The organism is Mesorhizobium sp. M1088, assembly GCF_040318575.1.
Lineage (GTDB): Bacteria > Pseudomonadota > Alphaproteobacteria > Rhizobiales > Rhizobiaceae > Mesorhizobium.
This window is the reverse complement of record NZ_JAMYMO010000017.1, coordinates 1-26,757: the sequence shown is the minus strand read 5'-3', so window position 1 is coordinate 26,757 and position 26,757 is coordinate 1. Positions and strand designations below refer to the sequence as shown.

At 62.7% G+C, this 26,757-nt stretch carries 26 protein-coding genes; 4 read left to right on the top strand and 22 right to left on the bottom strand.

Features of this window, described 5'->3' with window-relative positions; translation table 11 throughout:
- Positions 1 to 21: 21 nt before the first annotated feature.
- The 18 genes from NKH49_RS19805 to rpoZ all read right to left on the bottom strand — a co-directional run bounded on the left by NKH49_RS19805 (position 22) and on the right by rpoZ (position 18,309).
- The gene (locus NKH49_RS19805; RefSeq protein WP_352471056.1) at positions 22 to 1,485 is read right to left on the bottom strand and encodes a RimK family ATP-grasp domain-containing protein; all 1,464 of its coding nucleotides are present in this window, start codon (positions 1,483 to 1,485) and stop codon (positions 22 to 24) included.
- Complete coding sequence (locus NKH49_RS19800; RefSeq protein ID WP_352471055.1) at positions 1,482 to 2,588, bottom strand: peptidase C39 family protein; 1,107 nt, start codon at positions 2,586 to 2,588, stop codon at positions 1,482 to 1,484. The genes NKH49_RS19805 and NKH49_RS19800 overlap by 4 nt, the downstream gene beginning before the upstream one ends.
- A 209-nt stretch (positions 2,589 to 2,797) precedes the next feature.
- Positions 2,798 to 3,589 carry an anti-sigma factor family protein gene (locus NKH49_RS19795; protein ID WP_352471054.1) on the bottom strand — a complete coding sequence of 264 codons (792 nt, stop codon included), beginning with the start codon at positions 3,587 to 3,589 and terminating at the stop codon, positions 2,798 to 2,800.
- A complete protein-coding gene (locus tag NKH49_RS19790) occupies positions 3,586 to 4,104 on the bottom strand; it encodes a sigma-70 family RNA polymerase sigma factor (protein ID WP_023719875.1) in 519 nt (172 codons plus the stop codon). The genes NKH49_RS19795 and NKH49_RS19790 overlap by 4 nt, the downstream gene beginning before the upstream one ends.
- A 155-nt stretch (positions 4,105 to 4,259) precedes the next feature.
- Positions 4,260 to 6,977, bottom strand: a complete 2,718-nt coding sequence (locus NKH49_RS19785; protein ID WP_352818273.1) for a DUF2339 domain-containing protein — start codon at positions 6,975 to 6,977, stop codon at positions 4,260 to 4,262.
- Between the two features lie 37 nt (positions 6,978 to 7,014).
- Positions 7,015 to 7,338, bottom strand: a complete 324-nt coding sequence (locus tag NKH49_RS19780; RefSeq protein WP_352818276.1) for a PaaI family thioesterase — start codon at positions 7,336 to 7,338, stop codon at positions 7,015 to 7,017.
- Positions 7,335 to 8,123 carry a DNA repair protein RecO gene (recO, locus tag NKH49_RS19775; protein WP_352771023.1) on the bottom strand — a complete coding sequence of 263 codons (789 nt, stop codon included), beginning with the start codon at positions 8,121 to 8,123 and terminating at the stop codon, positions 7,335 to 7,337. Before recO ends, NKH49_RS19780 begins: the two co-directional genes overlap by 4 nt.
- 117 nt (positions 8,124 to 8,240) lie before the next feature.
- Positions 8,241 to 9,329, bottom strand: a complete 1,089-nt coding sequence (locus tag NKH49_RS19770; RefSeq protein ID WP_352927425.1) for a porin — start codon at positions 9,327 to 9,329, stop codon at positions 8,241 to 8,243.
- Between the two features lie 363 nt (positions 9,330 to 9,692).
- A complete protein-coding gene (locus NKH49_RS19765; RefSeq protein WP_352927422.1) occupies positions 9,693 to 10,532 on the bottom strand; it encodes an antitoxin Xre/MbcA/ParS-like domain-containing protein in 840 nt (279 codons plus the stop codon).
- A gap of 230 nt (positions 10,533 to 10,762) precedes the next feature.
- Complete coding sequence (gene era / locus NKH49_RS19760) at positions 10,763 to 11,689, bottom strand: GTPase Era (protein WP_023677765.1); 927 nt, start codon at positions 11,687 to 11,689, stop codon at positions 10,763 to 10,765.
- Positions 11,686 to 12,411 (bottom strand): ribonuclease III, encoded by a 726-nt coding sequence (gene rnc, locus NKH49_RS19755; RefSeq protein ID WP_352471048.1) that lies wholly within the window; start codon positions 12,409 to 12,411, stop codon positions 11,686 to 11,688. The genes era and rnc overlap by 4 nt, the downstream gene beginning before the upstream one ends.
- A gap of 4 nt (positions 12,412 to 12,415) precedes the next feature.
- Positions 12,416 to 13,165, bottom strand: a complete 750-nt coding sequence (gene lepB, locus NKH49_RS19750) for a signal peptidase I (protein WP_352471047.1) — start codon at positions 13,163 to 13,165, stop codon at positions 12,416 to 12,418.
- Between the two features lie 77 nt (positions 13,166 to 13,242).
- Positions 13,243 to 13,656, bottom strand: coding sequence for a holo-ACP synthase (gene acpS, locus NKH49_RS19745; RefSeq protein WP_352467214.1), 414 nt, complete (start codon positions 13,654 to 13,656; stop codon positions 13,243 to 13,245).
- Positions 13,653 to 14,234 carry a DUF2062 domain-containing protein gene (locus NKH49_RS19740; RefSeq protein ID WP_023677769.1) on the bottom strand — a complete coding sequence of 194 codons (582 nt, stop codon included), beginning with the start codon at positions 14,232 to 14,234 and terminating at the stop codon, positions 13,653 to 13,655. Before NKH49_RS19740 ends, acpS begins: the two co-directional genes overlap by 4 nt.
- 230 nt (positions 14,235 to 14,464) lie before the next feature.
- Positions 14,465 to 14,845, bottom strand: coding sequence for a VOC family protein (locus NKH49_RS19735; RefSeq protein WP_352540770.1), 381 nt, complete (start codon positions 14,843 to 14,845; stop codon positions 14,465 to 14,467).
- 71 nt (positions 14,846 to 14,916) lie between these two features.
- Positions 14,917 to 15,495: an orotate phosphoribosyltransferase gene (gene pyrE, locus NKH49_RS19730; RefSeq protein WP_352927417.1), complete on the bottom strand. Its 579-nt coding sequence runs from the start codon at positions 15,493 to 15,495 to the stop codon at positions 14,917 to 14,919.
- Between the two features lie 72 nt (positions 15,496 to 15,567).
- Complete coding sequence (locus tag NKH49_RS19725; protein WP_352927414.1) at positions 15,568 to 17,796, bottom strand: RelA/SpoT family protein; 2,229 nt, start codon at positions 17,794 to 17,796, stop codon at positions 15,568 to 15,570.
- A gap of 111 nt (positions 17,797 to 17,907) precedes the next feature.
- Entirely contained in the window at positions 17,908 to 18,309 is a 402-nt protein-coding gene (gene rpoZ, locus NKH49_RS19720; RefSeq protein ID WP_023677773.1) for a DNA-directed RNA polymerase subunit omega, read from the bottom strand.
- A gap of 278 nt (positions 18,310 to 18,587) precedes the next feature.
- On the opposite strand from rpoZ, the gene NKH49_RS19715 reads away from it, so the two are divergent.
- Complete coding sequence (locus NKH49_RS19715; protein ID WP_023677774.1) at positions 18,588 to 19,169, top strand: LabA-like NYN domain-containing protein; 582 nt, start codon at positions 18,588 to 18,590, stop codon at positions 19,167 to 19,169.
- Positions 19,166 to 19,843 carry a uracil-DNA glycosylase gene (locus tag NKH49_RS19710; RefSeq protein ID WP_245274739.1) on the top strand — a complete coding sequence of 226 codons (678 nt, stop codon included), beginning with the start codon at positions 19,166 to 19,168 and terminating at the stop codon, positions 19,841 to 19,843. Before NKH49_RS19715 ends, NKH49_RS19710 begins: the two co-directional genes overlap by 4 nt.
- 30 nt (positions 19,844 to 19,873) lie before the next feature.
- Here the strand turns inward: NKH49_RS19710 and NKH49_RS19705 are convergent, their stop codons facing one another.
- The 4 genes from NKH49_RS19705 to dapA form a co-directional block, all read right to left on the bottom strand.
- On the bottom strand, positions 19,874 to 20,395 hold the full coding sequence (locus tag NKH49_RS19705; RefSeq protein ID WP_352471043.1) for a hypothetical protein: 522 nt from the start codon (positions 20,393 to 20,395) through the stop codon (positions 19,874 to 19,876).
- A gap of 63 nt (positions 20,396 to 20,458) precedes the next feature.
- On the bottom strand, positions 20,459 to 21,187 hold the full coding sequence (locus NKH49_RS19700; protein WP_352471042.1) for a GH25 family lysozyme: 729 nt from the start codon (positions 21,185 to 21,187) through the stop codon (positions 20,459 to 20,461).
- A 106-nt stretch (positions 21,188 to 21,293) separates the two neighbouring features.
- A complete protein-coding gene (gene smpB / locus NKH49_RS19695; protein WP_023768487.1) occupies positions 21,294 to 21,773 on the bottom strand; it encodes an SsrA-binding protein SmpB in 480 nt (159 codons plus the stop codon).
- Between the two features lie 25 nt (positions 21,774 to 21,798).
- Positions 21,799 to 22,680: a 4-hydroxy-tetrahydrodipicolinate synthase gene (gene dapA, locus NKH49_RS19690; RefSeq protein ID WP_352540767.1), complete on the bottom strand. Its 882-nt coding sequence runs from the start codon at positions 22,678 to 22,680 to the stop codon at positions 21,799 to 21,801.
- Positions 22,681 to 23,007: 327 nt separating this feature from the next.
- Here dapA and NKH49_RS19685 point away from each other — a divergent pair, with 327 nt between their 5' ends.
- Both NKH49_RS19685 and NKH49_RS19680 read left to right on the top strand, forming a co-directional pair.
- The gene (locus tag NKH49_RS19685; RefSeq protein ID WP_352927483.1) at positions 23,008 to 25,047 is read left to right on the top strand and encodes a lytic transglycosylase domain-containing protein; all 2,040 of its coding nucleotides are present in this window, start codon (positions 23,008 to 23,010) and stop codon (positions 25,045 to 25,047) included.
- Positions 25,048 to 25,712: 665 nt separating this feature from the next.
- Positions 25,713 to 26,606 carry an alpha/beta fold hydrolase gene (locus tag NKH49_RS19680; RefSeq protein WP_352927410.1) on the top strand — a complete coding sequence of 298 codons (894 nt, stop codon included), beginning with the start codon at positions 25,713 to 25,715 and terminating at the stop codon, positions 26,604 to 26,606.
- Positions 26,607 to 26,757: the final 151 nt, after the last annotated feature.

The window sequence follows — 26,757 nt, the reverse complement described above, 5'->3', positions numbered from 1 at the left end:
TTTTTCCCCTCAGTTCGGATATTATCGCCCCGGCCGGTCCAGCCGCTCCAGGAACCACTGCGTCAGCCGCACCCAGACCTCGTCTTTTTCGCCGGAGTCTTCCCAGCCGTGGTCGAGGTTGGGGTTGTCGTTGACCTCGATGACGAAGACGCCGTCCCTGGTTTCCTTGAGGTCGACGCCGTAGAGGCCATCGCCAATGCAGCGCGCCGCGCTCACCGCCGTCTCGACGACATGGGCCGGTGCTTCCTTCAGGGTGAACGTCTTGATGCCGCCCTGGTCGGGCTTGCCGTTGGCCTTATGATTGACGATCTGCCAATGTTTCTTGGCCATCAGATAATGGACGGCGAACAAGGGTTGGCCGCCGAGGACACCGACGCGCCAGTCATATTCCGTCGGAATGAATTTTTGCGCGATCAGGAGGTCGGAATCCTCCAGCCATTCGGTTGCGAGCGTCTTCAACTCTTCGAAGGTGCCGCATTTCTTGACGCCGCGCGAAAACGAGGAGTCCGGGATCTTCAGCACCAGCGGGAAGCCCAGCGTCTGTGCCGCAACTTCCAGGTCCGACGTGCCAGCAATCATCACCGTCGGCGGCACCGGTACCTTGTTGTAGGTCATCAGCTCGTTGAGATAGACCTTGTTGGTGCAGCGGATCATCGACAGCGGATCGTCGATGACCGGCATGCCTTCCTGCTGGGCGCGGCGGGCAAAGCGGTAGGTGTGGTTGGAGATCGAAGTGGTCTCGCGGATGAACAGCGCGTCGTAGTTGGCGAGCTTGGCCAGATCCCGCTTGGTGATCGGCTCGATTTCGACGCCCATCTTTTCAGCGATCTTGGCCCAGTGGCGCAGCGACGAAATCTCCGACGGCGGCAGTTCCTCATGCGGATCGACCAGCGTTGCGAAAGTGTAGCGCGCCGGCGTGCGGCCCTTGGTGTCGCGCCACTCGCGGTTGGTGTAGGTCTCCAGGCACTGGAGAAAGTGCGTTTCCTCGTCCTCGGTCATCCTGGCCAGGGGATGGAAGCCGATCTTGCGGATCGAGGCCCATTCGGCGCTGTCCCTGATGTGGACCTCGAGTGCCGGGGCACGGAACCAGTCGAACAGAAGTTTTGCGAAGCGGTCCCAGATCCTGGACGGTCCGATGCCGAAGAAGATGCAGACCTTCTGCGGGAAAGCGCCGCCCAGATCCTTGCGGCACTTGTTGAGTGCGAGTTCGAGTTCCGGCAACGCGTGCTCATAGAGCTTGCGCTCCGACAGATCGATCATTGTTTCGACCGTCGGGATGACCTTATGGCCACGCGAACCCGCGAGCAGCGAGGCGTAGTAGCCGCGGCTCTGGTAGCCGTAATTGTTCGACAGGTTGATTACCTTCGGCCGCTGACCGCGAAAGAGTGCCGGATGGGCAAGGTAGTCGCGATTGGTGATGATCTTGTGCGGCGTCGCCACTTGGTCGAGATCGTTCTGCCGGCCGGTAAGGATGACCCAGGTCATTGGCTGTCGCGCTTTCCGAGAGTGATGGCGGCGCGCAATCCGTCGCGGCCGAATTGCGCCATGTTCATGAAGATGCCGTAAGGCACGGGAATGTTGGCAGCATCGAGGATCGTCTCCTGCCGCTCGTCCTCGACCCAAGGGTCGTGGATCAGGATATGATCGCCGTCGTCACCGATGGCCAATACCCAGTGCGGAACCTTCTTGCCGAACATCAGGAAGCCGCTGATCAGGACCAGTACCAGTTTTCCCTCTGCGATCGCGGTGCGAATGTCGTCAAGCCCGAATGAACGGTAATTCACCGGGATGCCGTAAAGTTCCGCGCGGCGGCGAAAGTCGACCTGCGCCAGCTCCATCACCCGGCGCTTGTCCTCGCTGCGCACCGACTGCAGGAACAGCGCGCCGTAGAAGGAGACATAGATCTCAGCAGCAAGCCCGCTCTCATAGCCAGCGACGGCCAGCCCGAACGGTTCGCAGCCGCCCGGCCCCGACATCATGAAAACGGTCGTCGCCTCACGCCACAGCCTGATTTCCATAACCGGATCCGGCACGAATCCGGGGTCGAAGTTAGCCATCGCCATCATCAGGCAGCATGGTCCGCAGGTGAATTCGCAAGTCTGCTGATAAAACGGCACTTCGGTGGCGACCGGAATGTCGCCGCGCAAGGTCTTTTCATAGCGCAGCGCAGTGGCGCCATCCTCATAGTAGTCCGGTTCACGACCGATCTTGCGGTAGCCGCTCTGCTCGTAGATCTGGATGGCGCGCGGGTTGTCCTCGCGGACTTCCAAACGAAGCATCATGCGGCCATGCTCGAAAGCGGCGGCTTCAGCCTGTTCCAGCAGCAGGCGGCCAACGCCGCGGCCGCCGAAAAATGGACCGACGGCGATCGAATAAAGCCGCGCGACGCCGCTGCCCTTGCGAAACAGCACGACCGCATAGCCGGCGACGTGGCCATCGTTCTCGCCAACCAGCAGTTCGGCGGTGTCGCGTTCGATCAGTTGGCGAAAAGAGCGACGAGAAATGCGGTCGCTCGAGAAAACAGCTTTTTCGATGGCGGCGAGGTCATCGACGTCGGACGCGCGGGCCTTGCGAATCTCGGCAGGCATGCGGGCTCAGAAAACCTCGATTGGGTTGTGGAAACTGCCCTAGTCTAAACATCGGTCACACCAGCCGAAGTGCCAGCATTCAGCAAGCGCTATCGCACCTCGATTAGGGCCGAATTGTGACAGTTTTCAAGGCAGGCAGGTCGCGCAAAGGCTTTGAAACGACCTTCGTGTTTCGGCATCGGCGCGGCTCCGGAAAAACGAGATCCTGCTCAGCTTTTCAAGCCCGCCAGAAGCTGGCCATAGGCGCTCTTGGCCACTGCGGCCAGCTGCTCGCGCGGCAGCGATCCGACGACGGCGCAGCCATAACCCTTGTCCAGCCAGTAGACGGCCTCAGGACCATCTTCTTCCCCATAAGTGCCCTTGGCCTTGGCTGCCGATTCGGCGATGACGAAGAGCGAAATGCGCTCGCCCTTGTCGTCCTCGTAAAGCAGCATCGCGGCCTTGCCCTGGCCGGCAGGCAGCAGCCGGCCACCGACCAGTTGGAAACCTTGCGCCGCCAGATCCGGTGCGACGAGCTTCAAACCCACCTGGTTCGACAACCAGCTCTGCAAATGATCCTTGTCGCTTGCCGGCACTTCCACCGCATGCCGCTTTTCGGCGGCATAGATGACATGGGCGGCGATCGCCTCTTCGGCAAGCTGGTCTTCGGCCGTGTTTTCCAGGCCGAGGCGGCCGATGCCGGCAAGGTAGCCGCCAGCGCCGCCAATCACCAGGATGGCGGCAGCGGCGGCCGCAAGCCACCAACGCGAGCGCGATGGCGACACTCTGACCACCGGCGCCTCGCCAAGCACCACCTTGGTCAGCCGCACCGGGACGGGCTCGTCCAGCACGCCGTTAAAGGCTGCGCGCAACGCTGCCCGGTCGGCGGCGTAGCGTGCGCTCCTGGCCTTCATCTCGGCATTGGCCTCGAGCCATGCCTCATAGGCCGTCCGCTCGTCGCCCGGCAACTCGCCATCGAGAGCCATGTGGATGTCGCGTTCGGAGAAATCGCGTCGGCTCATTTCTCGACGATCCTTATCGACCGGCGGCGCGCGGTATCATCAAGCAGCGCGCGCAGTTCCTCGCGCCCGCGCGCGATGCGCGACATCAAGGTGCCGGCGGGAACCCCAAGGATGTTGGCGGCTTCGGCGTAGGAAAACCCTTCGATGGCGACCATCACAAGTGCCGCGCGCCGGTCAGGGCTGATCGCCTGCAGCGCGTCGACGATCTCGCGCGAGGCGATGCTCTCGACCTGCTCGGCGGGTGCTGCCTGCGCCTCGCTCGCCTCGAGCGGCAGCATCGCTGCCTCGCCGCGCCGGTTCACCTTGCGCATCTGGTCGATGAACAAATGATGCATGATCGTAAACAGCCACCTCCTGGGGCTTTCTCCTGTCTGCCAATTGTCGAGCCGCACAAGTGCCCGCTCGAGACAATCCTGGACGAGATCGTCAGCGGAATCGCGGTCGCGCAACAGCGAGCGTGCATAGCGGCGCAGACGCGGTATTTCACCAAGGATTGCTGCCTTCTTTTCGTCCATGACCGCTGGTTCTGGAGGGCCCCTGTCCGTGATGATTGAACGCGCCTTTGCAGCGCGGCGCAAGCGGCCAGCGCGAAGCGGTCCGCCGCCCCGGTCACCCAAGCAAATGAATAACGCTGCCAGTGGCAGGTTTATTCCCGGCCAAATTGAAATCGTCAGCTATTGCTCGTCTCGAGCTTTGCTTTCGCCGCCCTTGTCAGCAGCCGCTGATAGAACAGGCCGATGCCGATGAGCACCGCGCCGAGGCCGATGAAGGACAGCGCCCGCAACACGCCTTCCAGTTCCGACATGTCGAAGATGAAGACTTTGAGCACGGCGATCGAGATCAGCGCCGCCGACGCTATGCGCAGCACCTGCGACTTCAGCCATACACCTGCGGTGAGCAGCACCACGCCGATGACCAGCCACAGTGCCGAATAAGTATAGGTCTCGAGCTGGCCGAGACCGCTCCACAGCCCGATGAACTCGCCCTTGAACAGGCGCCTGACCGACAGCGTGGCATAGGCGAAGCCGAGCACCGCCGCCACCATCGCCAGCATCGCTGCATACCATTTCGGTCGTTTGTCGCGGGCATAGAGCGCCAGTGCGCCGGCCGCAACCGCCGGCAAGAGGTAGGCGAGGAACAGAAGATTGAACACAGGAATGCTGCCGGTCGATTCATCCGTCAGCAGCGGGTTCAGCGCCAGAAAATGCTGGAGGACGATGAACGCGACCGAGACCACGCCCGCTGCAATCGAGCCGTAGCGCAGCACCGAACTTGGCGAGCGCATGTCGATGGCGACCAGGATGGCACCGGCACCGATGGCGATCAGCGTGTAGATCGCCTGTTCGGCAAGCGTCGCAGCAGCCGTATCGATGACGCCGCCATGCATGGCATGGCGCACCAGCATGGCGACGGTGAGCAGGGCAAACAGCGCGGCGCCGGCCTCCATTGCGAGGCGCGGTCGGCCGTTGGTGGTTCGGGCAAGCTGCCAGGCGGCAAAACCGAAAGCGAGCGCCGGCACGCCATATCCAAGCAGCAGCCAGTTGAACACCGGCGTCTTCGACAGGAACTCGGCACCGACGATGGTCGGGTCGAAGGCAGCGCGACCAAGCACTGCAATCACCGCACCAACGGAAATCCAGCCAAGCACCGGATAGCTGCGCCAGCGCGTCGCCAGCGCCGGCACGGCGGCGGCTGCTCCGAGCAGGATGGTTGTCCAGCCGGAACCAAAGGCCATGTGCAGCATCAGCAGGCCGGCAATCGCCGCCCCGCCGAGCGCAAAGGAGACAGCAGCGCCGCCGGTTAGCGGCGGCGCTTCGCCGCGTGCTATCCACTCGCCGCCGGCGACGAAGACTCCGACCAAAACGGCTGCGACCGCCGCATAAGCAAGGTCTCGGTCGAGATTGCCGAAGGTAGACCAGAGCGCCAGCAGGATGACCAGTGGCGCGACAGCGCTCCAGGCCGCCCATGCGGCGGCGCGCAGCCAGCCAGAGGCCGCAAAATGGCGCGCCGCCCAAAAGCCGGCGCCGATGAAGACCAGGCCGAGAGCGATGCCGACCCTGAACATCAAGGCATCGGACGCCACGACCGGCATGCCGTCGACGCCGAGAGCTCCACCCGAAAAATCTGAAGCGATCGTGGTCGGCGGAATGATGCCGAGATAGACCAGTACCGTCGCCAGCCCGGCGGCGTGCAGCAGTGCAAGCGCCCGCGGCCGGTAGAGCGCCACCGCCACCAGGGCTGCGACAAGGGCGGCCCCCGGCAATGCACCGCGGATGGCGACGAAGGCCGGATCGACAAACAGGGCCAGCGCCGAAAGGCCGACGAAGAAGCCCGGCGCGATCGACGGCCAGTCGAAGCCGCTGCCGGCGCCCGCATCGTCGCGGCGGCCAAGCCAGACGAAGGCGAGCACGGCCAGTGTCACCCCGTCGATAAAGAGGATGACGTCAAGGTTCGCCCCCGGCGCGTCGGTCATATAGAAGATGGTCCAGATCCCCGTCGCGACGAAGGCTGCGGCCGTCAAAAGCCTCCAGTCGCGGATGCGGGCAATGACGCAGGTGGCGGCGAGCACGATCGCCAGATAGCCGAACAGCGCCCACGGATTGGGCGCCTGCGAGGCGACCAGCAGCGGCGTCACCATGGCACCGAGCAGGCCGACGCCGGCCAGCGCCTGGCCGTGGACCAGGCTTGCCGCGATCGTCGCCACCCCGATGGCGCCGAGCAACGTGAAAGCGAGCGTCGGGCCGATGAAGCCGTAAATGCTGTACGCGGCGTAGACGGTACCGAACAGGATGAAAGCGCCGGCCGCCGTCAGGATCGCCGGGATATAGGCACCGGCAGCACCTTGCACCGGCACCCTGAAGCCGGTGCGGCGGATGAACTCGCCGCCGGCGACCAGCACCAGCCCGAGTGCCGCCGCCATGACAAGCCGCACGCGTGGCCCGAAAATGCCGGCCTCGATGGTGTAGCGGATCAGAAACAAGCCACCCAGCGCCAGCGCGATGCCGCCGACCCAGACCGCCCAGCGGGTACCAAGCGCCGTTTCGACGTCGGACTGGCGAGCTGCCTTCGCCGCTGCCGCCGGTTGCGCCGACCCCGGCGCGGACGGCGCCGTTGTATCGGCATCGGCCTCTGCAGCTGACACGACCGCTGCGGGCCGTGGCGATACGGCCATGTCGGCTGCGGCCGCAAGCGGGATTGCGGCATCCGCCGGTTTGCTGTCGTTTGCAGCCGGTTCCTTGGCTTGCGGCGGCAGCGCAGGCGTGCCCGAAAGCACAAGGCTGCGCAAGGCGCCAAGCTCGCGCTCGATCAGGCCGATGCGGCTCTGCTGGCGTGAAATGATGACGAACAGCACGATGATGGCGACGAGGCCAATCAGGCCTTCAAACATGGCGGTTCCCCCAAACCAGGCCAGTTGTCACTGACATTCAATGTTCAGTGACATTCAAATGCGGCGGCCAAACGGCCGGTCCATTCAACGTGCCGCCAGATTGGCCGGAAAGATCGAGCATGTTTCGGTGCCGAAAGCTAGCAGCTTTGCCGTTGGCGTCCTTCAGCGCCGCTTCCGAAACCGTCAGCGTGCGGCCCTTGTGCACCACTTTGCCCTCGCACACCACCTCGCCCGTCCTTGGCGTGATCGGCCGCGTCAAATTCACTTTGAACTCGGCCGTCGCATAGGCCTCGCCCACCTGCGAAATGGTGCCAAGGCCGAGCGGCGAAACGTTTTCGGGATCAGGTTCAACTTCGCTCATCTGGTGGTTTCCCCGGTGGCGGCTTCCCCGGCGCTTGCCTTGCCGGATTCACGGCCGGGTGAATGATGCCTGCGCAAGGCGGCGAGAAACCCGGCGCGGGCGCCGGGAGGCTCGATGCCGCGCGGTTCGTAGACATGGCGGGTCAAAAAGAAGCCGGTCAGCCGGAAGGCGTCCTCGATCGCCGCCGGATCAGCGCGCAGCCCGGAGCCGCGCTGCAGGAAGGCAGGCAGCGCCAGCATCTTGTCGCGCCACGGCGCGCCCGCCGCCCGCGACACGGCGCGGCCGGATTTCGGCGAGACATAGGCAAGGTCCTGCCTGGTGCCGGTCGCCGCACACTGGCTGAGATCGAGGCCGAAACCGAGTTCGTCGAGTACCAGCAGCTCGAAGCGGGCCACCAGCTCGCCGGCGGCATCGGCATCGTCGAGATGAGCGATCATCACCGCAAGCGTCTCGTAAAGGCCGCCATGGGCGTCACGCTCAGGCAGAAGACGCAAATGCGCGGCCATCGTCTGCAGGCCGTAGACGGCAACGGCGCTGTCCATCAGCCGGGCGGCGTTCATCTCGATAGCCTCGACCTGGAAGGTGCCGAGATGCTCGTCGAGCCGCGCCCGCCACAATAGGTCGACGCGATTGCCGGGCTGCAAGACAGGCTGCTGTTTGCGCGAACGGCCGCCGCGCACGAGACCGAGATGGCGGCCATGCGCGCGCGTCATCACCTCGAGAATGGCGCTGGTTTCGCCATGCTTGCGGGTGCCGAGAATGATTCCCTCGTCGCGCCATTCCATGACGAGAGCTTGTCACCGGTTGGATGGCGAAATCAAGATGAGCGACGTATCCGCCGCCAAATCAAAACGGCCCGTAGCGTATCGCTACGGGCCGTTTTTTGCGAGATCGTCGTTTGATCAGAACGAGCGCTGGAAGCGGAAGATGCCGCCGATTGCGTCGGCATCGTCGGCATCGAAATTGTCGTAATAATCGACTTCGGCGGTGATCGTGTAACCAGGAACGATGGTGTAGGCGACGTTGGCCGCAACGGCGAAGTCTTGGTCGTCGGTATAGGAGACCTGGGCGTTCAAAGAGGTCTTCTTGTTGACGGCATAGCTGCCGCCGCCCCAGACGGCAAAGTTGCCAGTCCACGGCTTGTAGAAGTTCTTCGCGACGTTGTCGTCGCTGCCGTAGCCCGCCATCACGAACAGGGTCAGGTCAGTAATCGGCTTGACGTCGAGGCGACCTTTGCCGGCCCATTCTTCCGACGTGCTGTTATAGGCGCCGACCGCGGTGATCGCACCCCAGTCACCCTTGTATTTCACGCCGCCAGCGACAAACGGAACGTAGCTGTCGATCGACTGGTCAGCGCCGGAGCCCGTTTCGACCGAGGCGACTGCCGTAAAGCCATTACCGCCGTCGAAGTAGTAACTGATCAGGTTGGTGTCCTTGGTGCCGTAAGGAATGATAGTGTCCTGGACGACGTTGCCGGCGTAGCCGATGAACGAATCATAGACAGTCTCATCCTTACCGACGCGGAAACCTCCAAGCTGGATCCAGGCGAAGTTCAGGGTAACCGCCTTGTTGTCCTGCACGCTGAAATCAACACCGCTCACGGTGCGTTTGGTATTGCCGAAGTTGAAACGGGTCTCGGTATAGGTCTTCAACGTGCCGAGCTCGGTTTCCTGGCCGGTCCACGTCTTCAAATTGAAGCGGGCATTCTTGTTCCAGGTCTGCTGCTCGTCACCGTCCAAAAGGTCGTGTGTCGTCGCGCCATCGAAAACGCGGCCGGCGTCGCCGAAGCTGGCGTCATAGCGGACATAGCCGCCGATGCGCAGGCAGGTCTCGGTGCCGGGAATGTAGAAGTAGCCGGCGCCGTAGACGTCGCAGATCTTGACGTATTCGGCGGGTTCCGGCTCGGCGACCACAACAGCGTCGGCGGCGCGCGCACCGGAGACCGCGACGAATGCCGCGGCTGAGCCGAGAAGAAGGCTCTTGATATTCATTTTCTGACCTCTCCAGTCAAAGTTAAAAATGGCTTTGGATTCATGGGTTGAACGGCTGAACGCCTCACCCACGTCGAAAAAGGCGCGCACCGCACCCCCTCTTCAGGCGGCGAACATACTCATCCGCATTCCAGTCTCAATGACGATTGCAAAAATAATCAACGTTTGCATAACAGAATAAATCCATGTTGCACAAATATCACTTCATATTTGCTTCACATTTTTCCCGTGGCACAAACGAAACACTGTCACAATTGTACAAAAATATACTTATGCCATTAGCCGGCAAACCGATCGGCACCCGACATACATTCCTTCTACGTGTTCTTTTTTTAGAATAGACTTCTAACGTTGGCAGCGAGATCAAGCCGACTTCGCCATCGCTGCGTTCTGTGCGGCAAGAACGACTTCCGCCACCAGATCCCGTTTGAGCATTTCAATGGGAATACGTCCGGCGAGGCCGGGCGCGGGGCCGATCAGCCACGACCAGGCATGCCGTGGATCGGGCATCGCGGATAACACTTCCTTGACACCCGGCGCCGGCCTGCCGTCGATGAACTGGGCCAGGGGAAATACATGTTTGCGGCCACCGGTGCGCAACGCAACGACCGTGCCGCTCCGCTGCCAGCGATGCAGGGTCGAGCGCGATATGCCGAGATTTTGCTGCAGGAACGTCGACCCGGCAACCCGACCGGCCCAGTCCTCGAGCCGCATCGAGTCGAGGTCGCCCGTTCCGGCCAGGCGTTGGATGTCTGCCCCTTGGCCTTCGTGCGCCGTCGACAGATGCGTCCGGGCACGGCGTTCCGCCGCTTCGGCTGCCAATATCCGCACGAAACGCGACGCCATGCCGGGTAATCTTTCCTGCATGGTGTCGATCGCACTGATGTCGGTCGGCGCAAGCAAAGCGACGGCGGCGGCAACGGCGCCGGCGACCCTGCCCGCTGCAACGACCGCATCGCTGTTCGTCACCTTGCCTTGCCGCGCCAGCACGCGCTCGATCTCAACAGCGACGGCGTTTGCAAACTCGATCTGACGGATGGGGTCGTGCGATTCCAAGTCCCGGTCATGTCCTGATCTGGCTGCTTGCCCGCCGGTTCCGGTTTGCTCGGAAGCGGGTCTTTCGCACAGCCTATAGGCAGAGTGTGTGACGGAGAGACGACGAACGGGAACCATGGACGATCGCAGTGTCGGCAGGTGCTCCAACCGGTCTAACTGGCCGGTTCTGCATGAAATATCGGAAATTTCTCAGAACCCGCTCAGGATTTCGGGCCGCGCCGGTGCCAATAAGAAACGGCTCGACCGACGTGGTCGACGCATGGCTTCCGGAATGATTCGACGCTGTTCAAGATGCAAGTCGACCGATCGGGCACCCCGGCGACCTCTCAAAATCCTGAGGCGGCCAACAGGCCGCTCTGCGGATCGCCCAAACAGGCTCAGTGCGGAAATTCGAGCCCCATTTCACGGTAGCGCTCGGGATCGTCGCCCCAGTTCTCGCGCACCTTGACGAACAGGAAGAGGTGCACCTTCTGCTCGAGTATGCCTGCGATTTCCATGCGCGCGGCCTGGCCGATGGCGCGGATCGTCTCGCCCTTATGGCCGAGCACGATCTTCTTCTGGCTGTCACGCTCGACATAGATTGTCTGGTCGATGCGCACCGAGCCGTCCTTCTTCTCTTCCCATTTCTCGGTCTCGATGTGGGAGGAATAAGGCAGTTCCTGATGCAGCCTGAGATAGAGCTTTTCGCGGGTGATCTCGGCCGCGAGCTGGCGCATCGGCAGGTCGGAGATCTGGTCCTCCGGATAGTACCAGGGGCCGGCCGGCAAGGTCTCGGCTAGATAGTCGAGCAGGTCCTTGCAGCCGGACCCGGTCAGCGCCGAAACCATGAAGGTGCGCTTGAACGGCACCCTTTCGTTGGCTGCCGCCGACAATGCCAGCAACGTCTCGTGCTTGACCCGATCGACCTTGTTGAGGATCAACACCATCGGCTGCCGGACATCCTTCAGCCGCTCGAGGATGGCGTCGGCATCGCCCCGGATGCCGCGCTCGGCATCGATCAAGAGCAGCACGATATCGGCGTCCTTGGCACCGCCCCACGCTGTGGTCACCATCGCGGTGTCCAGCCGGCGCTTCGGCTTGAATATGCCCGGCGTGTCGACGAAGACGATCTGCGCGTTGTTGTGGGTGGCAATGCCGCGCACGATAGCGCGGGTGGTCTGCACCTTGTGCGTCACGATCGACACCTTGGCGCCGACCAATTGGTTGACCAGCGTCGATTTCCCCGCATTGGGCGCGCCGATCAGCGCGACGAAGCCGGAGCGGGTAGCGGGAGCTTCTGTTGCCGGAGCTTCGGTGGCGGTCATGCGGCACTCCCTTGATCGAGCCAGACGCCTTCCCGCTGCAGAAGTGCCGCGGCTGCAGCCTGCTCCGCCTCGCGCTTGGAGCGCCCGCTGCCGGTCGCCGGCGGATAGGCGCCGACCTTGACACTGACGGTGAACAGCGGATCGTGGTCCGGTCCCTCGCGGCTGTCGATTATGTAAACCGGCACTGCGCCTGCCGCCTGATGCGCCCATTCCTGCAGTTCGGTTTTCGCATCGCGACGGGCGGCGTCAATGGCTTGCGAGCGCGGCTGCCAGTATCTGTGGATGAAGGCACGGGCCGCTTCCAACCCTCCGTCGAGATAGAGCACGGCGATCAGCGATTCCAATGCATCGGCGCGCAGATTGACGCGCTTGCGCCCGTCGAGGCCGCGTACGTCCGAACCGGCGCGAATAAGTTCCGGCAGGCCGATCTCCTCGGCAATTTCCGCCAGGGCTTCAGCGTTGACCAGAGCGTTCAATCTCAGCGACAGCTCACCCTCGGCGGCGTCGGGAAATGCCGCCAGCAGCATATCGGCAACGACAAGGCCGAGAACGCGGTCGCCCAGGAATTCGAAACGTTCGTAGTCGACGCCGGCGTGACTGCCGCGAGCGCTGGCATGGGTCAGCGCCCGCTGCAGGCGCTGATGGTCGCCAAAACTGTGGCCGGTGCGCTCCCTGAGCGCCTCGGCGAGCGCATCGGCGGTCAGCCGTTTCGTCGCCGCCATGGCCCTAATTGACGAAATGGAACAGGCGCGAGGCGCGCATCAGTGACGGCCATTTCCAGATTTCGAGCGGGCTGGCGCTGCCGCCGATCGAGAAGAAAATGAGGTTGGCGCGGCCGACCAAATTCTCGTCCGGCACGAAGCCGACGGTGAAGCGGCTGTCCGACGAGTTGTCGCGATTGTCGCCCATCATGAAATAGTGACCGGGCGGCACCTTGAACTCTTTGGTATTGTCGCCGATCGAAGCCTGCGTCAGGTCGAGCGTGTCGTAGCTGACGCCGTTCGGCAGCGTCTCGCGATAGACATCGACCGGCCCGTTCTCCTCGGTGATGTCGCGGTTGTCGATCTGCCCGACCTTGACGCGCGGCACGCCCACGTCATTGATGAAGAGCTGGCCATCCTTGACCTGGATCTTGTCGCCCGGCAGGCCGACGACGCGCTTGATATAATCGACAGAAGGATCGGGCGGAAACTTGAACACCACCACGTCGCCGCGCTTCGGCTCTGAGCCCCAGATGCGGCCCGAAAAGATGTTCGGCCCGAACGGCAGTGAATAGCGCGAGAAGCCGTAGGACCACTTGGTGACGAAGAGATAGTCGCCTTCGAGCAAAGTCGGCCGCATCGACCCGGACGGGATCGAGAACGGCTGGAACAGGAGCGTGCGGATGACCAGCGCAAGCAGCAGGGCCTGGACTATGACGCTGACGGTTTCGCCAAGTCCGCCGGATTTCTTCTGGGTTTTTTCAGCCACGCTCATGTCGTCCTCGATTGTGCGTTGGATGGTATAGAGTCTCGGCGCGCGCTGGGCAACGTCATGCCGGTGGTCAGATGCAATCAATGTGGCGCTTCTTCGACCGGCAACGCTTCAATGATCACAAAGGCTTGAGCGAGCGGAAAATCATCGGTGATGGTGAGGTGGATCACCGCGCGGTGCCCTTCAGGCAGAATTTCGTCCAGCCGCGCTGCCGCCCCATTGGTCAGCGCCATGGTCGGCTTGCCGCTGGCCAGGTTGACGACCCCCATGTCGCGCCAGAACACACCCTGCGCCATACCGGTACCCAATGCCTTGGCGCAGGCTTCCTTGGCAGCGAAACGCTTGGCGTAGGAGGCCGCACGCGCCGCGCGGTTTTCGGAGCGCGCCTGTTCGATCTCGGTGTAGATGCGCTGGATGAAGCGTTGGCCATGGCGTTCCAGCGACTTCTCGATGCGTCTGATGTCGATGAGGTCGCTGCCAATACCGATAATCATTCGGCAGGAACTTCCGGCCCGGTTTTTCCAGCCTTTGCCGCTCTTTCGGCCAGCCGCTTGCGGCGCTGCTCGTGGAAAGTGACCATGCCCCAGCGGGTGATGCCGTAAAACAGCAGGCCGAAAACCAGGCCGAGCGGTATTGCGCCGATCGTCATCGGCTTCAGCACCGGTCCCCACAATTGCGCAAAGGAAAGATTATGCAGCATGTCGCCGAGATGCGCGGGCGGGCCATGCGCCGGCAGGTGTTCATGCAGGATCAGCTTGCCGACCTCCCAGGAGGCGGCCCATAGCAGCGGAAAGGTCAGGGGGTTGCCGAAGACCGTGCCGAGTGCTGCCGCGACCAGATTGCCGGCGATCAGCCAGCACAGGATGGCAGCAATGATGAAGTGAAAGCCAAGCGGGAAAAACGACGCGAATACGCCCGCCGCAACACCGGCGGCCACGGCATGCGGCGTGGCCCTAAGCCGCAGGATGCGTTTGGAGAAATACCGCAGCGAGCGCGAGAACGAGCGGCGCGGCCACAAATAAGTACGCACCCGCTCGAAAAAACCATCAGGCTTGCGCCGTCGAAAAAGCACTCTGTTCCTGTTCCTAGTTCCGTCGATGGCTTCACGCCGGCCTTTCCAGCCAGGCGCGACAGCCTATGCTGCGCTCTGCGGTCGCCGAAAAGCAACTACGACTTTGATATAGCGATGCGCTGGCCGAAGAACAACGAGGCCGACGGCATCCGCTCGGTGGCCGCTCGCGCCGGCCCTGGGTGTCGCCGTTCTGAACAGGGCATGATCGCGGCGAATTTAAGGAGCGTCACTCAGGATCGATATTCGCTGACCTCAACGAGGTTGCCGTCCGGATCGCGGAAATAGACCGACATCATCGCGCCCCGAGCGCCGACACGCTCGACCGGGCCGACCTCTATCACCACACCATTGGCGGCGAGGTTGGCACATATCTCGGCGAGCGGCCGGGCAGCAATCAAGCAGAAATCTCCGGAGCCCGGCGTCGGCGCCTTGGCCTTCGGCTCGAAGGTACGCCCGACCTGATGCACATTGATCTTCTGCGTTCCAAACAGCAGCGCCGTTGGTCGGTCCGGCTCGTCGAGGCGCTTGAAGCCAAGCACGCGCTGATAGAAGGCGCAGGTATCGTCCACCGAACGAACCGTCAGCACGAAATGATCGATGCCGGCAATCACGGCAGCGCCTCTTGGCTTTTTTTATGCATGTCGTTGTCCCAAAACCGCCGCACACTTTTGGGCGACATGCATTAGATGTTGCGGCTGCCCGGCTTGATCGCCGGTAGGGCGGCGAGCTCGGGCGGCAGCCTGTCGGCCGGATAGGCCGGAACTTCATATTCGGCGAGCGCGATCAGCGGCACGCCGACATCGGTCTTGCCGGCCGAGCGGTCGATGATGCATGCGGCGGCAACGACTTCGGCGCCAAGTGCGCGCAGACAGTCGATGGTCTCGCGGATCGACAGGCCGGTGGTGACGATGTCCTCGACAATGACGACGCGCGATCCCTTGGCGATCTCGAAGCGGCGCAGCCTGAATTCACCCCCTTCCCGCTCGACCCAGATCGCCGGCGCACCAAGATGGCGCGAGGTCTCATAGGCCGGGATCAGCCCGCCGATCGCCGGGCCGACGACGTAGTCGATCCTGCCGGGCACGTCAGTGCGGATCTTTTCGGCGAGCGCCTTGCACAAGCGCTCGGTCTTGTCGGCATGCATGAAAACACGCGCTTTCTGCAGGAAGACCGGGCTGCGCAGGCCCGACGTCAGGATGAAATGCCCTTCGAGCACGGCGCCGGCCTCGCGGAAAATACCCAGCACTTCATCGGTGTTCATCGTTCACTCCATGTCCATGGTGAATGGTGAATGGTAGTGAGAGCACCCTCTTCACTATTCACTATTCACTATTCACCCATTCACGCGCCTTGCGTCACTGACGCTCGAATTGTCCTTTAGCTGCGACAGCAGCCGGTTCAAGTGCTTGAGGTCCCACACTTCGAGATCGATCAGCATTTCGGTGAAATCGGGCGCGGTGCGCACCATCGACAACGTGTGGATGTTGGCGTCGTTGGATGCGACGACCTGTGCAATATCGGCCAGCGAACCCGGCGCGTTGATGGCGGTGACCGAGACGCGCGCCGGGAACCGCTCCTTGGTGCGCTCGTCAATGTCCCAGCGCACGTCGATCCAGCGCTCGGGCTGGTCGTCAAAGGCCTGCAGCGCCGGCGACTGGATCGGATAGATGGTGATACCGGTTCCCGGCTGCACGATGCCGACGATGCGATCGCCTGGCACTGCCCCCTCCGGCGCGAAGCGCACCGGCAGATCGCCGCGCACGCCGCGGATCGGCACCGCGTCGTCGCGCGGCTGGTTCTTGTCCTTGCGCGCGGCGCGGCCCGGAATCTGGAACAGCATGCCGGCGGCGTTGCGGATCTTCGACCAGCCCTCCTCGCGCTGCTTGGGCGCGACCAGCGTGACGCGCTCGTCCTTGTAGTCGGGAAACACCGCCTTCATGACATCGGTGGAGGCTAGTTCGCCACGGCCGACCGCGGCCAGCACATCCTCGATGTCCTTGCGCGCCAGCCGGTGCAGCACCGGCTTCAGGTTTTCCTTGGTGAAGGTCTTCCCGGACCGTTCGAAGGCGCGCTCCAGAATGCGGATACCGAGACCCGAATATTGCTTGCGAATAGCGTTCTTGGTGGCGCGGCGGATGGCCGAGCGTGCTTTGCCGGTAACGACCACCGATTCCCACGCCGCCGGCGGGACCTGCGCCTTCGAGCGGATGATCTCGACCTCGTCGCCGTTCTTCAGCTCCGTCATCAGCGGCATGATGCGGCCATTGACCTTGGCGCCGACGCAAGTGTCGCCGACATCGGTGTGGACGGCATAGGCAAAGTCGATCGGCGTGGCGCCGCGCGGCAGCGCGATCAGCATGCCCTTCGGCGTAAAGCAGAATACCTGGTCCTGGAACAGCTCCAGCTTGGTGTTTTCGAGGAAGTCCTCGGGATTGTCGCCTTCGGCAAGCTGCTCGATGGTGCGCCGCAGCCAGGCATAGGCATTGGTTTCCTTCGAGATCGCATGGGCGGCACCATTCATCTTGCCACCGGTATCCTTATAGATCGAATGAGCGGCGACGCCGTATTCGGCGATCTTGTTCATTTGATAGGTGCGGATCTGCAATTCGACGCGCTGGCGCGACGGGCCGACGATGGTGGTGTGGATCGAGCGGTAGTCGTTCTGCTTCGGCGTGGAGATGTAGTCCTTGAAGCGGCCGGGCACCATCGACCAGGTGGTGTGGATGGCGCCGAGCGCCCGGTAGCAGTCCTCGACGGTATCGACGACGACGCGAAAGCCGAAGATGTCGGACAGCTGCTCGAAGGACAACGCCTTGGCTTCCATCTTGCGGAACACCGACCACGGCTTCTTCTGCCGGCTCTTGACCTCGGCCTTGATCGAATATTTGTCGAACAGCGCGGAGAGCGCCTTCTCGATCTCCGACAGCACGCCCTTGTTGCGCTCGAAGATTTCGGCCAGCCGTGCGGTGACGGCGCGGTAGGCTTCCGGATTGATGAAGCGGAAGGCAATCTCCTCCAGCTCCTCGCGCATGCCTTGCATGCCCATGCGGCCGGCCAGCGGCGCGTAGATGTCCATCGTCTCTTCGGCGATGCGCAGGCGCTTGGCTTCCGGCACATGGTCGAGCGTGCGCATATTGTGCAGGCGGTCGGCGAGCTTGACCAGAAGCACGCGCACGTCTTCCGAGATCGCCAGCAACAGCTTGCGCAGGTTCTCCGCCTGCTCGGCCTTCTTCGAGACGAGGTCGAGCTTCTTCAGCTTGGTCAGGCCCTCGACCAGCTTGCCCATTTCCGGGCCGAACAATTCGTCGATCTCGGCCCTGGTCGCCGTGGTGTCCTCGATCGTGTCGTGCAGCAAGGCAACGGCGATCGTCGCCTCGTCCATGTGCATTTCGGTGAGGATGGCGGCGACTTCGAGCGGATGCGAGAAATACGGGTCGCCGGAGGCGCGTTTCTGGTGGCCATGCTTCTGCATGGCGTAAACATAGGCCTTGTTGAGCAGCGCCTCGTTGACGTCAGGCTTGTAGCGCTGCACGCGCTCGACAAGCTCATACTGACGCATCATGGGCGGGATCTCGCAATGCTGAAATGAATCATGCGCCGCACTGGCGTACGGCGCATGTCATAGATAGCCACGAAACTGCCGACGCGAAAGTGTCGGCAGTTGTCGCTAAGATCAATAATCGTCGCTTTTTTCCGGCGGCACCAGGCCTTCGATGCCGGCCAACAGGTCTTCTTCGGTCATGCGATCGAAGGTGACGTTGTCCTCGGCGTCGTCGGCATCGGTGGCCGCAACGGCGCTGCCGGTCTGGTCGGCAATCGCCTCGCCATCGGCTTCCGGCTCGTCGACCTCGACATGCTTCTGCAGCGAATGGATGAGATCTTCCTTGAGGTCGTCCGGCGACAGCGTCTCTTCGGCGATTTCGCGGAGCGCAACGACCGGATTCTTGTCGTTGTCGCGCGGTACGGTGATCTGCGCGCCCTGGCTAATCTGACGGGCGCGGTGGCCGGCCAGGAGCACCAGCTCGAAGCGGTTGTCGACCTTGTCGATGCAATCTTCAACGGTTACGCGGGCCATGAGTTGCCCCTTTCATGCCTGGATTTGATGGAAAACAGGCGCGGTCCATAACCCGAACGCCGCCAAAATACAAGCTTTTATGGCGGTGCGCAGCTCTGACGCGGGCCGCCTGCGGCGACACAGCGCCGATCACAATTGCTTGCGGTGCGCCATGGTGCCTTGGATTGCCGTAAAACTGGCGTTATCTCGAACGATGAAGGCCAACAGGTCTATTATCAGACCGGCCGATAGTCGCCACGCATTTAGACGACCGCTTATTTCGAAAAAGGACATTTTCCATGTTCGATCCTCGTGAAAAAATCGCTCTCTTTATCGACGGTGCCAATCTCTACGCCACCTCGCGCGCGCTGGGCTTTGACATCGATTACCGCAAACTTCTGGCGAGTTTCCAGAAACGCGGCTATCTGCTGCGCGCTTATTACTACACCGCGCTGGTCGAGGATCAGGAATACTCCTCGATACGGCCGCTGATCGACTGGCTTGACTATAACGGCTTCAAGGTGGTGACCAAACCGGCCAAGGAATTCACCGACTCGACCGGCCGGCGCAAGATCAAGGGCAATATGGATATCGAGCTGACCGTCGATGCGCTCGAACTTGCCGATGTCGTCGACCATTATGTCATCTTTTCGGGCGACGGCGATTTCCGCACGCTGGTCGAGGCGCTGCAGCGGCGCGGGCGCAAGGTGTCGATCGTCTCGACCATGGCTTCGCAGCCGCCGATGATCTCCGACGATCTGCGCCGCCAGGCCGACCATTTCATCGACTTGATGACGCTCAAGAATGAAGTCGGCCGCGACCCGTCGGAGCGGCCGGTGCGCCGGCCCGAACCGGCCGAAGTCGACGAGGAAGACTATTGACGGTCGTTGCCTTGACCGCTCCCCTGGTCGTCTCCCCCGAACCCGATCGCGATTGCCCGCTCTGCCCGCGGTTGCACGACTTCATCGCCGAGTGGCGGCGGCGCGAGCCGTCCTGGTTCAACGCGCCGGTGCCGACCTTTTTGCCGCCGGAAGGCGAGGACGCAGTGCGTCTGCTGATCGTCGGGCTGGCGCCTGGACTGCGCGGGGCGAACCGGACGGGGCGCCCCTTCACCGGCGATTTTGCCGGCGACCTGCTCTACAACACGCTGATCGCGCACGGCTTTGCGCGCGGCGAATTCAAAGCGCGACCGGATGACGGGCTGGAGCTTGTCGGTACGGCGATTACCAATGCGGTGCGCTGCGTGCCGCCGGACAACAAGCCGGTTGGCGCCGAGATAGCGACCTGCCGGACGTTCCTGGTGCCGACGATCGCGCGATTTCCAAATCTGCGCGCTGTGCTGGCGCTTGGCTCGATCGCGCACCAGTCGACCGTGCGGGCGCTCGGCCAACGCGTTGCCGCCTATCCGTTCCGGCATGGTGGGCAGCAGCAGGCCAATGGCATCACGCTGTTTTCCAGCTATCATTGCTCGCGCTACAACACCAATACCGGCGTGTTGACGGAAGCGATGTTCGTCAACGTCTTCAGTCAGATAGAAGCTTTTCTGAAGACATAGAGTCGGACGACGCCCGCCAGGGCACGAGCCCTAGATTCGGGCGATCGCGAACAACCAGGCCAGGAGATCCAGCAACCACAGAAACAATGCAAGCTGCAGCGCGACGCGCAGGCGTTGGATGATCCGCCAATTGCTGGCCATGTCGGATTTGATGCGCAGCGCAAGCGCTCGGTGCATCCCGTCCAGGGTTGCGGGAGGGTGCTGATCAACGAAGTCCTGGAGCAGCTTCTCTGGATCGAAACGGAACGTATAGTTATAATACGGCCACACCATAATCGCGACCAGCAGCCCGATAAGAAAAAGCAATATCAGCGCCAGCCAGTCCCAGGGCCCCACGCCATCCAGGAGCGCCCTGCCTCCGAGGAGAGAACTCGCGAACGCGGTTGCGAAGATCAGATTGCCGGCGCGCGTATTGAGACTTTCAACCACGCCCTGCTGGTGCTGGAGGCCACGCACCGCCTCCGCATAGACAAATGCCAGGCGGGGGTCGCCGCCGTCCGTCGCAGCAGGCGGGGCGTTGCTGTCATTGGTTGATGAAGGGCGCTCCGGCATCAAATGTACTTAGCACGGCGCCGCCTGCGATATGAGAGGGTGTTTTGGTGGACGGGAATAGCATCAATCCGACGCTGTCGTTTCAGGCGCTGCGGCAAACAATGCGGCCAGCGTCGCAGGTCCGCCCTGGAGAACATTCAGGTCGACGTCGCCGCTGATGCCGTCGACGCGGCCCCGGTTGTGATACTGCCAGTAGATCCAGTTGTCATGGCCCGGCCGCAGCGCCAGCGAACGCAGCCAGCGCGGGCGGCTGGCTAGCTGCCCGGCATAGGCTTGCGCCACCTCGTCGGTCACATAGAGGATCGCCGTCTTGCCGAACGCCGCCTCGACCGGGCCGAGGAAGGCGGAGAGTTCGGCGCTCAGCTGTTCGGGAGTTGGCCGCTGCGGGCAATTGCCGCCGAACTCGATGTCTACCACCGGCGGCAGCAAAGGCTGATTGTGCGGCACCACCGAGATGAAGTTGCGTGCCTGATCCGCACCCGATCTGCAGAAGGTGAAGAAATGATAGGCACCGACGGCAAGACCGGCGGCGCGGGCCGCGCGCAAATTGGCGGCGAAGGCATCGTCGACATGATCGCCGCCTTCCGTCGCCTTGATCACGGCGAAGGCGACATCGTCGGCGGCAACACGCCGCCAGTCGATCTGCCGCTGATGATGGGAGACGTCGATGCCCCTGACCGGATATTTGCGGCGGTCCGGAGAAAACGTCTGGAAGTAGGTATAGCCGCCGGCCAGAACGAGGCCCGCCACGAGCAGACCGGCCGCGCCCCATAAGACGATCCGGTTTTTCAAACGAGACCTATCCCTTTTGGTCCGCCCTGCCCGCCGCTAAGGCTCCGGGCGTTCGTCGCTCGAAAAGCCAAATCGCTGGCTTTTCCTCCGCTTCGCGGACCGCTCCTCACCCTCGCTCCTTCAGCAGCCGGCCCTTCTCGCGCGACCAGTCGCGCTGCTTTTCGGTCTCGCGCTTGTCGTGCAGCTTCTTGCCGCGGCCAACGGCGAGCAGCAGCTTGGCACGGCCTTGGTCGTTGAAGTAGATCTTCAGCGGCACCAGCGTCATGCCTTCGCGGTCGACGCTTTGCGCCAGCTTTGCCATCTCGCGCTTGTTGAGCAGCAGTTTGCGGCGGCGGCGCGGCTCATGGTTGAAGCGGTTGGCCTGCAGATACTCCGGCAAATAAGAGTTGATCAGCCAGATCTCGCCGCCCTCGACCGAGGCGTAGCTGTCCTGGATATTGGCCTGGCCCTGGCGCAGCGATTTCACTTCCGTACCGGTCAGCACCAGGCCGGCCTCGATCGTGTCGAGCACCTCATAGGAAAACCGCGCCTTGCGGTTTTCCGCAACGGTCTTGTTGTTGGGATCGGCTTTTCTGACTTGATTCATGATGCGGAGAGGTGGCGCCTCATCCCTAGTTTATCAAGCCGGCGTGCTTCATCGCCGCGTCGATCTTCTCGGCGGTCGACGGCTCGACCGTCATTAGCGGCGAGCGCAGCACGTTCTCGACCTTGCCCAGCTTCGACAGCGCATATTTCGCGCCGGAAACGCCGGGCTCCATGAAAATCGCCTTGTGCAGCGGCAACAGACGGTCCTGCAGGTCGAGCGCCTTGGCGCTGTCGCCGGAAAGCGTTGCCTCCTGGAATTCAGCGCAAAGCCTGGGTGCGACATTTGCCGTCACAGAAATACAGCCGACGCCGCCATGCGCGTTGAAGCCGAGCGCCGAGGCGTCTTCGCCGGAGAGCTGGATGAAATCCTTGCCACAGGTGGCGCGCTGCTCCGAAACCCGCTCGACCTTGCCGGTGGCATCCTTGACGCCGACGATGTTCTTGAAGTCATGCACCAACTGGCCCATCGTCTCGGGGCTCATGTCGACCACCGAGCGCGGCGGAATGTTGTAGATGATGATCGGCAGACTGGTTGCCTTGGCGACGGCGGCGAAATGCGCATAGAGGCCGCGCTGTGTCGGTCTGTTGTAATAGGGCGTGACGACAAGGGCCGCGTCGGCACCCGCCTTCTCGGCATACTGGACCAGGCCGACCGCCTCTTCGGTGTTGTTGGAGCCGGCGCCGGCGACGACCGGAACCCGGCCCTTGGCGACCTCGATGCAAACCTTGACGACTTGGCGGTGCTCGTCATGCGACAGCGTCGGCGACTCGCCGGTGGTGCCGACCGGGACCACGCCCGTCGTGCCTTCGGCGATCTGCCAGGTGATGAACGCGCGAAAGGCTTTCTCGTCGAAACGGCCGCTCTTTTCGAACGGTGTGACGAGCGCGGTCAGCGAGCCTCTTAGCATGTCGTCCAACTCCTTGGGACTAGCGCATGACCCCGAAAATCGCAGTCGATTTCGGAAAGGGTTATGCGCCAAATTTAAATTGCTACAACGTCCTTTGCGCGTCTGAGAAGACCCGCGGCGCTGTAGGTGTTTGTCGTGCGCGCCTTCTAGCCGAAAGCGAAGCGGCGCACCATAGTCTCGACATTGTTGCGCGGCAAGCATTGCGCCAGCAATTGCAATTCGAACGACCTCGATAAGGTTTTCTTTACGGGCCCTTCATCACAGACGAATAGGCTGCAGTTCATCTGTGCCAGTGGTAGCATCGAAGAATAGGAAATGACCAAATCCATGCCGACCAGGCGGCCTCATCTTTTCGCGCTTCTCGGCGCGATCGTTGTGCTGGTCCCCGGCGCGGCGATCGGCGGCAGCGTCGATGGGCAGGTCACGTCGGCGATCCCGATGACGGAGCCGCAGAACGATGCACTGCAGCAGTCCCCTTCGCCATCCGCCAGCGTCGCGGCGCTGAAGAGCGGTCTCGATGCGCTTGCGGCAAACGACATTCAGCGCGCGCGCCAGGTGCGCGAAGCGCTGCCGGCCAAATCGCTCGATCGGCACATCCTTGCCTGGGCGATTGCGCTCTATGGCGGCGACCAGGTGCCGAGCGGCGACATCGCCGATGCCGCGAAGATGCTGCCGAACTGGCCGGGCACGATCGCCTTGCGCAAGAACAGCGAGCGCGCGCTCTATCGCGAGAACCCCGCGCCACAGGTCGTGGTGCGGGCGTTCGACGGCAGCCAGCCGCTGACCTTCGAGGGCGTGGTGATCCTTGCGCGCTCCTATGTAGCGCTAGGCAATACCAAGGCGGCGCGCTCGGTGCTGTCGCCATTCTGGCGCACCGAAAAGCTCGAAGCCGGGGACGAGGCGGCGGTCATCCGCGAGTTCGGCGCGCTGATCCCGGCCGCCGACCATCGCTTCCGCATGGAGCGCATGTTTTATGCCGACCGGGTCGCTTCGGCGCTACGCGTCGCCGGTCTCGCCGGCGCCCAGCAATTGGCCGACGCCTGGGCGGCGGTCAGCAAGGGCGACAAGAACGCGGCCAAGCTGCTGAAGGCGGTGCCGGCAGCGCAGCGGGCGGTCGGCTATCTCTTTGCCGAAGCCGAATATCTGCGCAAGCAACAGAAATTTTCCGACGCAGCCGCGCTGGTGATGAAGGCGCCGGGCGATCGTGACGCTCTGGTCGATGCGGACGCCTGGTGGGTCGAACGCCGGGTGCTGTCGCGCGAGCTGGTCGACCAGGGCGACATGAAGACCGCCTACAGAATAGTCGCCGCGCATGCCGCCGAAAGTCCCGCCAATGCCGCCGAGGCGGAATTCCATGCAGGCTGGTACGCGTTGCGCGGCCTCAACGACCCGAGCACCGCCGCCAAGCATTTTGCGCAAATCGCGGAGCTCGCCCAAGGGCCGATGTCGCTGTCGCGCGCCTATTACTGGCTCGGCCGTGCCGCCGAAGTCGGCGGGCCCGGCAATGCCAAGGATTTTTTCAGCCGTGCCGCTAGCTACGGCACGACCTTTTACGGCCAGCTCGCCGGCGAGCGTGTCGGCCGGCAGACCCTCAATATCGTCTACCCCCAGCCAAGTGCCGCCGACCGCCGGAATTTTACCACCCGCGAGGCGGTCAGCGCCATCGAGCGGCTGCAGCAGGCAGGCTATGACCGCTATGCCGAAACCCTCTACCGCGACCTTGCCGGGCAGCTGAACAGCCCCGGCGAACTGGCGCTGCTTGCGGTGTTGGCGGAAAGACAAGGCAACCATTTCATGGCGCTGAAGGTCGGCAAGATCGCCGGCGCCCGCGGCATCGACGTAGGCGCGCTGTCGCATCCGCTCGGCGTCATTCCCGACACCGCCAACGTCTCCGGCTCGGGCAAGGCGCTGGCCTATGCGATTGCCCGGCAGGAAAGCGAGTTCAACATCGGCGCCGTCTCCAGCGCCGGCGCGCGCGGACTGCTGCAGCTGATGCCAGGCACGGCCAAGCAATTGGCGAAGAAGGCCGGCATGACTTTCTCGCAGGCGCGGCTGACCACCGATGCCGGCTACAATGCAACGCTGGGCGCCGCCTTTCTGGGCGAGCAGCTCGGCCGTTTCGACGGCTCCTACGTGCTGACCTTCGCCGGCTACAATGCCGGCCCCGCCCGCGCCGCCCAGTGGGTGGCGAAATACGGCGACCCGCGCGGCGAGGACGTCGATGCAGTCGTCGACTGGATCGAGCGGATTCCCTATACGGAAACAAGAAGTTACGTTCAGCGCGTGATGGAGAATTACGAGGTCTACAAGATGCGTATCTCCGGCAAATATGACATTGTCGGGGACTTGGTGAACGGCCGGGGGTGACGACCGGGCTTCAAACCGAGTCAGGCTACGAAGAAACGCGAATTTGTCGGCCACGGCGTATTTTGTTCTTGCTTTGTGCCGGCAGCTATGCTACTAATTTCGGTAATGGTGCTAATTGGCTCCAACGACCCGCCCACCGAGGCGGTTTTTTTGTTTCTGGCTATGAAGGTTCCGGACGTGGAGTTGGCGGGACAGCGGCCCGCTCTGTCCTGCCCTCCTTGCCAATCACCAGACATCCCCCCAAGCGCAGGGCAATCGCATTTGGATTCTTACGAAGATGGACCCCCACCCTAACCCTCCCCACAAGGGGGAGGGAATGCTGCCGCATGCCCTTACTTCCCCTTTTGGCGCCGAAAGGCAGGCAATTTGCCGAGGTCAGTGCCAACGGAAGTCTCCCTCCCCCTTGTGGGGAGGGGTTAGGGGTGGGGGTCCGTCGTAGAGCGAAAGCCTCGACTTTCCATCTGCAATAGCCCTGCCCCCAAGTGGGAGATCGGCAGCTGCGGGGACAGTGCCTTTCTGCATCCTACGAAACCTGGCGAAAGCGACTATGGCAGCCAATCTTCCCGTTGAGGGACCTCCAACGCCGGCGCCTTCCCTATTTGACCTTACCTGCCCCTCGCCTGTAGCAATCGAAGCGATCCGGCGGTGAGAGGAACGGAGTCTACATGCGAATCGAGCAGGGTTTTTCCGATTTCTTCTACGCCGCGCCGGACGGGCTGTGCCTGCACGCCCGCATCTACGGCGAAGCGAATTCCGGCGGTTGGCCAGTCGTTTGTCTGCCTGGCCTGACCCGCAATTGCCGTGATTTTCACGATTTGGCGCTTTATCTGTCGACGCAGGCGAGGCGTAGGGTTGTCGCCTTCGATTATCGCGGGCGCGGGCAGTCCGCCTACGATGCCGATATCGGCCATTACAATATCGGCATCGAAGCGGGGGATATTCTCGCCGGGCTGGCTGCACTTGGCGCCGACGAGGCTGCCTTCATCGGCACCTCGCGCGGTGGACTGATCATCCATGTGCTCGGGGCGATGCGGCCGGCCGTGCTGAAGGCCGTCGTTCTCAACGACATCGGCCCGGTGATCGAGTCGCAAGGTCTCGCCCATATCCGCTCCTACCTCGACCCCGCGCCAAGGCCGAAGATGTACGCAGAGGTGGTCCGCGGCCTGCGCAGCACCCATGGCGCGGATTTTGCGGCGCTGACCGATGCGGATTGGGAGCGGATGGCATCAGCCCTCTACCGCGAGACCGAGGAGGGATTTCTGACCGATTTCGATCCGAAACTGGTCGAGACGCTGGCGGGGCTCGATCCCAGCCGGCCGCTGCCCGATCTTTGGCCACAGTTCGACGCGCTGGCGGCCATCCCGATGCTCGTCATACGCGGCGCCAATTCGAAGCTGCTGTCCGCCGAAATGCTCGAGCAGATGCGGACGCGCCATACCGATATCGAGACGATCACCGTGGAGGGCCAGGGGCATGCACCGTTTTTGGAGTCCGGGATCCTGCCGGGCAGGATCGCTGGTTTTTTCGATCGAGCGGAGCGGCGGGGTGGCAGGAAGTAAGCACTTACCTTCGTCATCCTAGGGCGGAGCGAACGCGAAGCGGAGCGCAGACCCTGGGATCCATATGTGGACGGCGCCCTGCCTGCAACGGTTGTTTTGCGTCGTTTTCGATCGCTTGCGTCCATATGTCCGGCCTTTGAGCACGGTCCTT